Consider the following 11,312-nt stretch of genomic DNA (forward strand, 5'->3'; position numbering starts at 1 on the left):
CGGTCATGGCCGCCAGCGCCGGCGCGCCGCCCGCCCGGCGCGGCATTGCCGACGGGCTGGACGCCAACGCGCCGGCCGGCAACAGCCGCGCCTATGCCGCGCGGGTGCGTTCCTGGCTCTATGCCCACAAAATTTATCCCCGCCGCGCCAAGATGCGGCATGAGGAGGGGGTGGTGAAGGTCCGCTTCGTGATCGACCGCGCCGGCATGCTGATCGAAGGGCGGGTGATCAGCAGTTCCGGCCGTGCGTCACTCGACGAGGAGGCTGCCGCCATGCTGCACCGCGCCTCGCCCTATCCCAAGGCCCCGTCCGACATATCCGGCGACCGCATCGAATTCACCGCGCCGGTGGAGTTCGTGCTGCCGGTGTAGCGGGGGAGGATGGTCCGAAAGCGAGCAGAAGCGGGCCTTGCCTTTCCACGCCCTCACCATTCTTGTCTGCGGCGCCGCGCGAAACGATCCCGTGCAGCGATGCGAAGAGGCAGACGAAAGCAACGGCCGGAGCAGTCCCGGCAGTCAATATGACTGATCGATAGCGCCATATTGCGCCTCGACGCATATTTCGCATCAGCTTGTTTCCGAATCATTGCATTTGCAAATCAATCGCATTAAGGCGCCGCTCCAACATCCAGGGCGCCATGTTCAGGGCATGGCGAAATATGGGGGAAGTGCCTTATGTCCTTTGCATCGAAGAAGAATTTCGTCCGCTACGGCGCGGCGTCGATCGCTGCCTGCTTGCTGCTGGCTAACACCAGCGCCCAGGCCCAGGCGCCCGCGGACGAGCCTGATGCAAACGCGCCTGCCCCGGACTCGATCGTCGTTACCGGTCAGAATGAGACCAACGGCCTCAACCTCACCGCCCGCGAAACGCCCCAGTCGGTCACCAGCCTCGACAGCCTGCGCATGCAGGAACAGGGGCTGACCGACATTTCCGAAGTGATGCAGCAGATCGTCGGCATCCAGACCAACCGCTCCAGCGCGCTCGGCACCGACGGCACCAACTATACCGCGCGCGGCTTTGCAGTGCAGAATTATCTGGTCGACGGCGTCGCCCGACCGTCCAACATCTATGGCTTCACCGAAGATACCGCCGACATGATCGCCTATGACCGGATCGAGGTGATCCGCGGCTCGGCGGGGATGATGACCGGCACCGGCGAGCCGTCGGCGGCGATCAACATGATCCGCAAGCGCCCCGGTAAGGACTTGAGCGCCACGGTCGCGGCGACCATCGGTTCCTGGGACAAGTACCGGCTGGAGGGCGATATCGGCGGCGCGCTGACCGCCAGCGGCCATATCCGCGCGCGCGTCGCCGGCGCCTGGCAGGATAATGACACTTTCATCGACCGCGAACATGCCAAGCGCCAGGCCCTTTATGGCGTGATCGAGGCTGATCTGGGCCCCAGCACGCTGCTGACCGCCGGCATCGAATATCAGAATTTCCGCAACGAAGGCGCCTCGCGCGGCGGCGTGCCGCTCTTCTTCACCGACGGCACGAAGACCGATTTCGCCCGCTCCACCAATGGCGGTGCCGACTGGTCCGACTTCCGCCGCAAGAGCGTCAACATCTTCGCCTCGATTGCCCATGATTTCGACGCCAACTGGCATCTGCAGGTCGATGCCGAGCACAAGTCGGGCTCCTATGACGAGACGATCGGCTATTATTTCGGCACCGCGATCGACAAGGAAACCGGCGATGGCGGCACCTTCTACGCCACCCGCTGGGCGTCGGACCTGACGCTCGACGCGGTCTATGCCAATCTGCGCGGCGCGTTCGAGGCACTGGGCCAGGAACAGCATGTCGCCCTGACCGTGAGCCACACCCGTTTCGACGATGACCAGACGCCCTATCCCGGCTGGTGGGGTGGCAGCGACTATATGTATCCGATCAATGCCTATAGCTATTTCCCGACCGGCGACGTGGCCAAGCCTGACCTGACGCCATCGGGCGGCACCGCGGGCAACCGGATCGAGACCAGTTCGCTCGCCGGTGTCGCCCGGCTGAAGCCGATCGGCCCGCTCTCGATCATCGCCGGCGGCCGCCTCACCTGGTGGAAGCAGGACAGCTATGCGCAGGACGTGACCGGCCCCAAGGTCTGGACCCCGGTGGTCGATGAAAAGGCGGTCTTCACCCCCTATGCCGGCCTGGTGCTGGACTTTACCAAGACCCTCTCGGCCTATGTCAGCTATGCCAGCGTGTTCACGCCGCAAACATCGCGCACGGTCGATGGCGACGTCATCGCCCCGCTCGAAGGCAATACCTATGAAGCGGGCCTCAAGGCCGACTTCCTCGATGGCCGCCTCAGCGCCACCGCCGCCGTGTTCAAGATGCAGCAGGATAATTATGCCCTGGCCGACGGCCCTGGCATCTTCGCGCCCGATGGCAGTTCCGCCTATCATGCCGTATCGGGCATGAAGTCGTCGGGCTTCGAACTGGAGGTGAAGGGCGAAATCCTGCCCGGCTGGCGCATCGCTGGCGGCTTTGCCAACGCCCGAGCGGAGGATCGCGACGGCGTGCGCCAGATGCCGCAGATCGCCAAGAACAGCTTCAAGATGTTCAGCGCCTATACGCTGCCGGGCCAGTTCAGCGCGCTGACGATTGGCGGCAATGTCGAATGGCAGGGCAAGACCACGGCCGACGGCGAAGGGCCGAATGGCGAAACCTACAGCCAGGGCAGCCTGGCGGTGGTCGACCTGCTCGCCAATTATCGCTTCACCGACCATCTCTCGCTGTCGGTCCATGTCGAGAATATCTTCGACAAGACCTATTATTCCGGCCTCTATCTCGGCAGCGCCCGCTACGGCGAACCCCGCGCGGTGAAGTTCACCCTGCGCGGCACGCTGTAAGGGCAGGGAGCGCTGCCTTCACCCGGCTTGCCCCCGCTGGCGGGACAAGCCGGGTGCGCAGGCTGGCTCAGCCCTTGGCCTTGGTCGCTGCGATATAGGCCTGGACCTGTTCGCCCAGCACGTCGAGCGGCAGGGCGCCATTGGCCAGCACCACTTCATGGAAGTCGCGAATGTCGAACTTCGCGCCCAGCGCCTGTTCGGCCTCCTTGCGCAACTGGGCAATGCGGATCTGGCCGATCATGTAGCTGGTCGCCTGGCCCGGATTGTTGATGTAGCGATCGACTTCCTTGACGATGTCGCGTTCCGACAGGGGCGCATTGTCGCGGAAATACTGGATCGCCTGTTCGCGCGTCCAGCGCTTGGCGTGCATGCCGGTGTCGGTGACCAGGCGGATCGCGCGCCACATCTGCAGCGAGAGCATGCCGAATTCCGAATAGGGATCCTGATAGGCGCCCATTTCCTTGGCCAGGCGCTCGCTATAGAGGCCCCAGCCTTCGGTATAGGCGCCATAATAGCCGAAGCGGCGGAATTTGGGCAGGTCGGGCAGTTCCTGCGCGCGGGCGATCTGGAAATGATGGCCCGGCGCGCCTTCATGATGGGCGATCGCCGCGACCTGCGGCTTCTGCACCTGATTCATGTCGGCGAGGTTGACGTAGAAGATGCCGGGACGCGATCCGTCCGGCGCGGGCTGGTTGTAGAAAGCGACCGAGGCGGTTTCCTGCCGCCAGGCCTCGACCGCGCGCACCTCCAGCTTCGCCTTGGGCAGGACGCGGAAGAAGCGCGGCGCGGCGTCCATGGTCTGGGCGATGGCGGCGCGGGCGTCCGCCAGATAGGCTTCGCGGCCGGCGGCATCATTGGGATATTTGAACTTGGGATCGGTGCGCAGCGCCCGGAAGAAATCGGTCAGCGATCCGGCAAAGCCGATCCGCGCCTTTACCGCCTCCATCTCCGCCCGGATCGCCTTCACCTGGTCCAGGCCGATCTGGTGGATCTGGTCAGCGTTGAGGCTGGTGGTGGTGTAGAAGGCGAGGCGGGCGTTATAATAGGCCTCGCCACCCGGCAGGCTCCAGGCGCCGTCATTGCCCTTGGCCTTGGGCTCGATCGCATCGAGCGTGGCGAACAGGGTCTGGAAACCCTTGGCGAAGGGGCCGGTCAGCGCGGCCTGTGCGTCCGCGATCAGCTTGGCCTTCTCGGCATCCGACGCCTTGAGCGCGCCGACCTTCCTCTTGAAATCGGCGAACAGGGTGGAGTCCGGCCCCTGATCGAAGGGGGCGCCGCTGATCACCTTCTTCGCGTCGGCGCGGGCAGGGGCGAACACCATCTTGGGCGGGACGATGCCCTGTGCGGCCTGGTCGCGCATCTTGGTCGCGACCTCGTTCATCACCCGCTCGCTGTCGCGCAGGCGGGCGATATAGGCCTGGGCATCCGCAACGCTGTCGACGCGATGCTCGTTGATCAGGAAGACCGGGATATTGCCCGCTGGGCTGCCATTGGTGGACACGGGGAAGGCATATTTGGCGAAGGGCGCCTGCTGCTTCGACGTTGCCACCTGTGCCTCGAACAGGCGATAGCTGAGGCGCGCGGAGGGGCCGAGCCGTTCGGGTGAGAAGCGGCGATGCAATTCGGCCAGCTGCTGCTCCTGCAGCGCCAGGCTGCGGGCGTCGGCCCGTTCGCTATAATCGTCCAACTTGCCATAGTCGGTCTTGAGGCCAAGGCTGGTCATCGATTCCGGGCTGAGCGCGAGCTGCTGGTCGAACGCCTGGTCGAGGAAGGCGAGCAGCGCCTTGTCTTCCTGAGCGGTCGCCGATGCGGGCGCAGTGGTTGGGGCTTGGGCCAGGATCGGGGCGGAGGCGCCGAGGGCAAGGAGCAGCGCGAGCGAGATACGGACGGTCATGGCAATTCCTGTCGCGAATGGGGATGGACAGGGAGAGACAGGCGCGCGGGCACCAAGTCAAGCCGGGCCTTGCGAAAGCGATCGCTTTTCCGGGGCTTGGGCGGCCATCCTTGAAGCCTCTGGACAGGCCGTGCCTTTCTGCCATCTATTTTGCGCGCGACAATCAAAGGTCGAGCGGGGGTAGGGCGATGGCGATCAGTCTCAAGGTCAATGGACAGACACGATCGGTGGAGGCCGATCCGGCCAAGCCTTTGCTGTGGGCGTTGCGCGAGGATCTGGACATGGTCGGCACCAAGTTCGGCTGTGGTGCGGGGCTGTGCGGCGCCTGCACCGTCCATATCGACGGCAGCCCGGCGCGCGCCTGCCAGACGCCGATCGGCGAGGCGCAGGGCATGGCGATCACTACGATCGAGGCGGTGGCGCAGAGCGATGCGGGCAAGCGCATATCCGATGCCTGGGTCAAGCTGGACGTGCCGCAATGCGGCTATTGCCAAGCCGGGCAGATCATGAGCGCGAGTGCGCTGCTGGCGACCACGCCCGACCCCAGTGACGAGGATATTGACGCGGCGATGATGGGCAATCTCTGCCGCTGCTCCACCTATGTCCGCATCCGCGCCGCGATCAAGGATGCGGCCAAGGCGGGGGCGAAGGCATGAACGCGCCGATCCTGTCGCGCCGCCGCTTCCTCAGCGCCTCGCTGGTCGCGGGCGGCGGCTTGCTGTTCGACCTCAACATTCCGCTGGCGGGCGCGGCCGAGGGCGCGCCGCAGATATTGACCGCCTTCGTGCGCATCCTGCCCGACAATCGCGTCATCATCGGCGCGAAAAATGCCGAGATCGGGCAGGGCGCCAAGACCATGCTGCCGATGCTGATCGCCGAGGAACTGGACGTCGACTGGGCGCAGGTGACGATCGAGCAGACCCATGCCGACCAGAAGATATTCGGCGGGCAGACGGCCGGCGGCAGTCGCACGACGCCGCGCGAATGGCTGCCGACGCGCAAGGCCGGTGCCGCTGCCCGCGCGATGCTGGTCGCGGCGGCGGCGCAGCTATGGGGCGTGGCGCCCGCGACATTGAAGACCGGCAGCGGCAAGGTGAGTGATCCCGCATCGGGCAGGAGCATCGGCTATGCCGCGCTCGCCGCCGCCGCCGCGCAGCAGCCAGCGCCCGATCCGGCGACGCTGGTGCTGAAGGATCCCAAGGATTTCCGCATCATCGGCCAGTCGATCGGCGGGGTGGATACGCCCGCGATCGTGGCGGGCAAGCCGCTGTTCGGGATCGATTTCAAGCTGCCCGGCATGCTCTATGCCGTGCTGGAAACCTGCCCGGCCTTTGGCGGGACGTTCCAATCGGCCAATCTGGACGCAGTGAAGGCACTGCCCGGCGTGGCCCATGTGCTGACGATCAAGGGCGACGGGACGCCGGAATCGCTGTTCGACGGCGTCGCCATCCTGTCGACCAGTTGGTGGAGCGCCAACCAGGCGCGCGAGGCGCTGAAGGTCGAATGGGACATGAGCGCGGTCAGCGGCTTTTCGACCGAGGGCTATGCGGCGCAGGCGGCCGAACGGCTCAAGGGCAAGGCCGATGGCGACATCGTCCGCGCCGGAGACTTGGACGCGGCCTTTGCCGGGGCGGCGAAGACGGTCAGCGCGCAATATGATTATCCCTTCCTGGCGCATGGCACGCTGGAGCCGCAGAACTGCACCGCTCTGTTCAAGTATGGCGCGATCGAGATCTGGGCGCCGACGCAAAATCCGGAAAGCGGGCGCGGGCTGGTGGCCAAGGCGCTGAACCTGCCGCCGAAAAAAATCCGCATCAACTTCACCCGCATCGGCGGCGGTTTCGGCCGGCGGCTGATGAACGACTATATGGTGCAGGCGGCGGCGATCGCGGCGCAATTGCCCGGCGTGCCGGTGAAGCTGCTCTATAACCGGCAGCAGGATATCCAGCGCGACTTCTATCGCCCGGCTGGCTGGCACGGCTTCCGTGCGGCGCTGGACAAGGCGGGCAAGCTGACCGCCTTCCACGATCATTTCGTGACCTTCGGCAAGGATGGCAAGCCGGTGCGGTCGGCCGAGATGCCGGCGACCGAAATCCCCGCCGGCCTGATCGACACGGTGCTGCTGGAACAGAGTTTCCTCAGCTCCAACATGCCGACCGGCTGGCTGCGCGCGCCCGGCTCCAACGCGCTGGCCTTTGTCACCCAGGCCTTCCTGGACGAAGTGGCGCAGGCGGCGGGCAAGGATCTGCCGACGCTGATGCTGGAATTGCTGGGCGACCCGCGCGAATTGCCGCGCGGTCCCAATGCGCCGCCCTTCGTTACCGGCCGCGCCAGGGGCGTGATCGAGAAGGTGGTGGCGATGAGCGGCTGGGCCGATCGTGGCAAATTGCCCAAGGGGCGGGGCAGGGGATTTGCCTTTTATTACAGCCATATGGGCTATTTCGCCGAGGTGCTGGAGGTGGCGCTGGTCGATGGCATGCCCAAGGTCGCGACCGTGTGGGTCGCGGGCGATGTCGGTAGCCAGATCATCAACCCTATGAATGCGCTGCATCAGGCACAGGGGTCGGTGATCGAGGGGCTGGGCCAGGCGCTGGCCGGGCAGAAGATCACGCAGGTCGCCGGCGCGGTGGAGCAGGCCAATTTCGACACCTATCCGTTGCAGCGCATCCCCGATACGCCGCAGATTATCGTCGAGTTCGTGAAGACCGATTATCCGCCGACCGGCATGGGCGAGCCGGCGCTGCCGCCGGTGATCCCGGCGCTGGTCAACGCGCTGCACGCTGCGACCGGCAAGCGCATCCGCACCCTGCCGATCGTACCAGAGATGTTCGCCTGAACCCTGTTTTCCGACCCCCTCTTTACTTGGCCTGAAAAATCTTGATGATCGTCAAGAATCTGATGGCGGATCGACATGGCGTCGTCCGTCATGCCGGTCAGAGGGGCAAAAAAGCCCCCGCCTGAGATTGGGCCGCGTCCAGGACAAAAGACCGGACGCCAAAGGGGGACATCAGGGTGAAGCAGCTTCCGGTGAAGTTCGGTCTGTTGGCGTTGCTCTCCGCATCGGTCGTGCTTGCCCAAGGGGGTAGCGGGGCCGATGGCGGTCCCGACGGCGCGACGATGAAGGAGACGGAGGAGGGCATCCCCGTCACCGATCCGCTGGTCCAGGAAAAATGCGGCAGCTGTCATGCGCCCGATGCCAAGGGCAACCTGTCCCGCATCAGCTGGGTGCGCACCACGCCGGAGGGCTGGGCGCAGGCGATCAAGCGGATGGTGCGCCTCAATGGCCTCCCCATCACCCCCGAGGAATCGCGCGCGGTCATCAAGTCGCTCTCTGCCTCGCACGGGCTGGCGCCGGAGGAGGCGCGGCCGGTCATGTATCTGCCCGAAAAGCGGATCATCGACGAAGTGCTGCCCAACGAGACGATGCGCGGCGCCTGCGCCAGTTGCCATGCCTTTGCCCAGCCCCTGTCCTGGCGCCGGTCGAAACTGGAATGGAAGACGCTGCAGGATTTGCATGTCGCCCTCTATTCGCAGGCCGATGCCCAATATCGCCGCCCGGCCGAGGATAGCGAGCAGCCCGCCGGCCGCGACCCCAAGGACAAGATGACGCGCGGCGAATATGCGCTGACTTACCTGCCCAAGGTGGCGGGGCTGCATACGCCGGAATGGGCCGCCTGGAGCTCGCGCCTGCGCGCGCCGCGGCTGGCGGGCGACTGGCTGGTGGTGGCGTCGGTGCCGGGGCAGGGGCGCTTCGTCGGCACGATGACGGTGGCACCGGGCGCGGCCGCCGACGAGTTCAAGACCAGCGCGTCGCTCACCTCGCTCACCAATGGCGCGACCATCAGCCGCAGCGGCACCGGCCTTGTCTATTCCGGCTATAGCTGGCGCGGCTCGTCCAGGGGCGGCGCGGCGCCGGGCAAGCCCGATGATCTGGGCAGCCCGGCGCGCGAGACGATGTGGTTCGCACCCGACCAGCAGCGCGCCGAAGGGCGCTGGTTCTGGGGCGAATATCAGGAATTCGGCTATGACGTGAAACTGGTCCGCGCGACCGCCGCGCCCGCGATCCTGGCGGTGACGCCGGGCGCGGTGAAGGCCGGAGCGAAGGGCGTCGATGTCACCATCTGGGGCCATAATCTGCCCGCCTCGCTGACGGCGGCGGACGTCGACCTGGGCGCGGGTGTCACCGTCGCCAGGGTCGTGTCGGCGACGCCGGGCAAGGCGGTGCTGAGCGTCGATGTCGCGGCCAGCGCGCCCGCCGGTCAGCGCGATGTCGGCATTGGCGGCGCGGTGCTGGAAAAGGCGTTCCCGGTCTATCGCAAGGTCGATTATCTCAAGGTCACGCCGGAAACGAGCCTGGCGCGGCTGGGCGGCACCAAGTTCGCCAAGGGATACCAGCAGTTCGAGGCGATCGGTTACGACAATGGCCTGGATGGCAAGCCGAACACTGGCGACGATGTCGCGATCGGCCCGGTCGACGCGACCTGGTCGATGCAGGAATTCATGTCGGTCTATTATGATGACGACATGAAATATGTCGGGGCCTTGAGCCCCACCGCCTTCTTCACGCCGGGGCTGGAAGGCCCCAATCCCGAACGCCGGTTCAGCCGCAACAATTATGGCGAGGTCTGGGTCGTCGCCACGGCGAAGGGCGAGAAGGACAAGTTCGGCAAGCCCCTGAGCGCCCGGTCCTATCTGGTCGTGACCGTGCCCATGTATCAGCGCTTCGACCAGCCGGAGGTGTCGCGATGACCGTCATGCAGGCCCCCGCCTATCGCCGCGCCGAATATCATGGCTTTGCCGCCGGCGGCAGCGACTTCGTCTATCTGGTGAGTGCCGGCGCGATCTTCGAGATCGATGCGCAGGTGCAGGCCGTGCTCGACCGGCTCGACAGCCAGGAACTGAGCCATGCCGCCCTGGTCCGCGAACTGGCGGGCGAGGAGGGCGACCTGGCCGAAGCCGAGGCGCTGGTGCGGGAATTGCGCGCGGTGCAACTCATCCATCTGGGCGCGGCGCCGGTATCCGTGCCTGAAGCGCCGCCGGCCGATTTCCCGTTGCAGGCGCTGGTGCTGAACATCACCAACCAGTGCAATCTGGCCTGCACCTATTGCTATGAATTTGGGGCGGACAAGATCGCGACCCCGGCCGGCAAGCCCAAATATATGACGCTGGAAACGGCCAGGGCATCGGTCGACCTGCTGATCGCGGAGGCGGCGAACCGTCCGTCGGTCCACATCACCTTCTTCGGCGGCGAAACCTTGATGAATTTCAAGCTTCTGCGCGATGTGGTGGAATATGCCAATGGCGCGACGGCGGCGGCGGGCAAGGGGATCACCTACAGCCTGACCACCAATGCGACCTTGCTGACGCCGGAGATCGTCACCTTCCTGTCGGACAATCGGGTCGGCGTCACCGTGTCGATGGACGGCCCGCCCGAACTGCAGGACAAGCATCGCGTCTACAAGAATGGCAAGGGCAGCTATGCGGTGATCGAGCCGCGGCTGCGCACGCTGATCGCCCATCATCGCACCCGTGCCGTCACCGCGCGCGTCACCCTGACCGAAGGCGTGACCGATGTCGTGCGCATCTTCCGCCATCTGAAGGATGATCTGGGTTTCCACGAAGTCGGCTTCGCGCCGGTGACCACGGGGGAAACGCGGGCCTATTCGATCGATGCCGATGGCATGGACAGCGTGCTGGCGCAGTTCAACCTGCTGGCGCGCGAATGGCTGGAATATGCGCTGCGTGGGCAGGTCCATGGCTTCACCAATGTCAGCGAGACGATCAGCGAGCTGATTTCGGGCGTCAACAAATCGCATCCCTGCGGCGCGGGCATGGGGCTGATGGGGGTCAACCCGTCGGGCGACCTGTCGCCCTGCCACCGCTTCACCGACGCCGACACCCATGTGATGGGCCATGTGTCGAGCGGCATCGACCGGGCCAAGCAGGGCGATTTCCTGAGCCGGGGCCATGTCAGCGCCAAATATGATTGCCAGAGCTGCTGGGCGCGGCCGCTCTGCGCCGGCGGCTGCCACCATGAAGCGTTCGTCCGCTATGGCGACACCGGCCACGCCAATCTCCATTATTGCGACTGGATCCGGCAATGGACCGACACCTGCCTGCATATCTATGGCGAGTTGGCGGTGAAGAACCCCGGCTTCCTCGAGCATTTCGCTGAACGAAAGGGGCTGTCATGAAGCATCTTCGTGCCATCAACAAAAAGGCGCGGCGGATCGACGACGCCGTGACGCAGATGGAGGCGGCGATCGAGGCCGCCGCTGCGTCGGGCGCCACGCCATCCGACATGGAGGAGGATGTCGTCGCCCTGCAACAGGCGCCGCGTCCGCATGTGCCGATGGGCTGTACCCTGTCCTTCTCGCCCGGCTGGGAAGTGGATGCGGGCGGCGGCACGGCGGGCCTGTGCCAGCCGGTCGAGCGTGACATCTATGATTGCTACGTCACCTGCTTCTGGCCGGTGCAGGTACCCGACCATGTGAATTATTCGCCCGACTGGGCCAGCAACTGCGCCACCGCGACCAAGGACTGGCGCAATCTCGACCTGGTATTCCCATGAG

General features: G+C 65.5%; 8 protein-coding genes. 7 read left to right on the top strand and 1 reads right to left on the bottom strand.

Going from position 1 to position 11,312, the window contains the following annotated elements:
• Window positions 1-371 (top strand): energy transducer TonB (locus JQK15_RS13065; RefSeq protein ID WP_214866003.1); only part of this gene is annotated, 371 nt, incomplete at its 5' end.
• Between the two features lie 303 nt (window positions 372-674).
• Complete coding sequence (locus tag JQK15_RS13070; protein ID WP_214866004.1) at window positions 675-2,846, top strand: TonB-dependent siderophore receptor; 2,172 nt, start codon at window positions 675-677, stop codon at window positions 2,844-2,846.
• A gap of 67 nt (window positions 2,847-2,913) precedes the next feature.
• Here JQK15_RS13070 and JQK15_RS13075 read toward each other — a convergent pair whose 3' ends face one another.
• The gene (locus tag JQK15_RS13075; RefSeq protein ID WP_214866005.1) at window positions 2,914-4,740 is read right to left on the bottom strand and encodes a DUF885 domain-containing protein; all 1,827 of its coding nucleotides are present in this window, start codon (window positions 4,738-4,740) and stop codon (window positions 2,914-2,916) included.
• 188 nt (window positions 4,741-4,928) lie between these two features.
• Here JQK15_RS13075 and JQK15_RS13080 point away from each other — a divergent pair, with 188 nt between their 5' ends.
• The 5 genes from JQK15_RS13080 to qhpC all read left to right on the top strand — a co-directional run bounded on the left by JQK15_RS13080 (window position 4,929) and on the right by qhpC (window position 11,311).
• Window positions 4,929-5,396, top strand: a complete 468-nt coding sequence (locus JQK15_RS13080) for a (2Fe-2S)-binding protein (protein WP_214866006.1) — start codon at window positions 4,929-4,931, stop codon at window positions 5,394-5,396.
• Complete coding sequence (locus tag JQK15_RS13085; protein WP_214866007.1) at window positions 5,393-7,576, top strand: xanthine dehydrogenase family protein molybdopterin-binding subunit; 2,184 nt, start codon at window positions 5,393-5,395, stop codon at window positions 7,574-7,576. The genes JQK15_RS13080 and JQK15_RS13085 overlap by 4 nt, the downstream gene beginning before the upstream one ends.
• Before the next feature lie 176 nt (window positions 7,577-7,752).
• Window positions 7,753-9,489 carry a quinohemoprotein amine dehydrogenase subunit alpha gene (gene peaA / locus JQK15_RS13090; protein ID WP_214866008.1) on the top strand — a complete coding sequence of 579 codons (1,737 nt, stop codon included), beginning with the start codon at window positions 7,753-7,755 and terminating at the stop codon, window positions 9,487-9,489.
• A complete protein-coding gene (gene peaB / locus JQK15_RS13095; RefSeq protein WP_214866009.1) occupies window positions 9,486-10,934 on the top strand; it encodes a quinohemoprotein amine dehydrogenase maturation protein in 1,449 nt (482 codons plus the stop codon). Before peaA ends, peaB begins: the two co-directional genes overlap by 4 nt.
• On the top strand, window positions 10,931-11,311 hold the full coding sequence (gene qhpC / locus JQK15_RS13100) for a quinohemoprotein amine dehydrogenase subunit gamma (protein ID WP_017501471.1): 381 nt from the start codon (window positions 10,931-10,933) through the stop codon (window positions 11,309-11,311). Before peaB ends, qhpC begins: the two co-directional genes overlap by 4 nt.
• The last annotated feature ends 1 nt before the right edge of the window (window position 11,312 follow it).

It is taken from the genome of Sphingobium sp. BHU LFT2 (genome assembly GCF_018604485.1).
GTDB classification, from domain to species: Bacteria; Pseudomonadota; Alphaproteobacteria; order Sphingomonadales; family Sphingomonadaceae; genus Sphingobium; species Sphingobium yanoikuyae_A.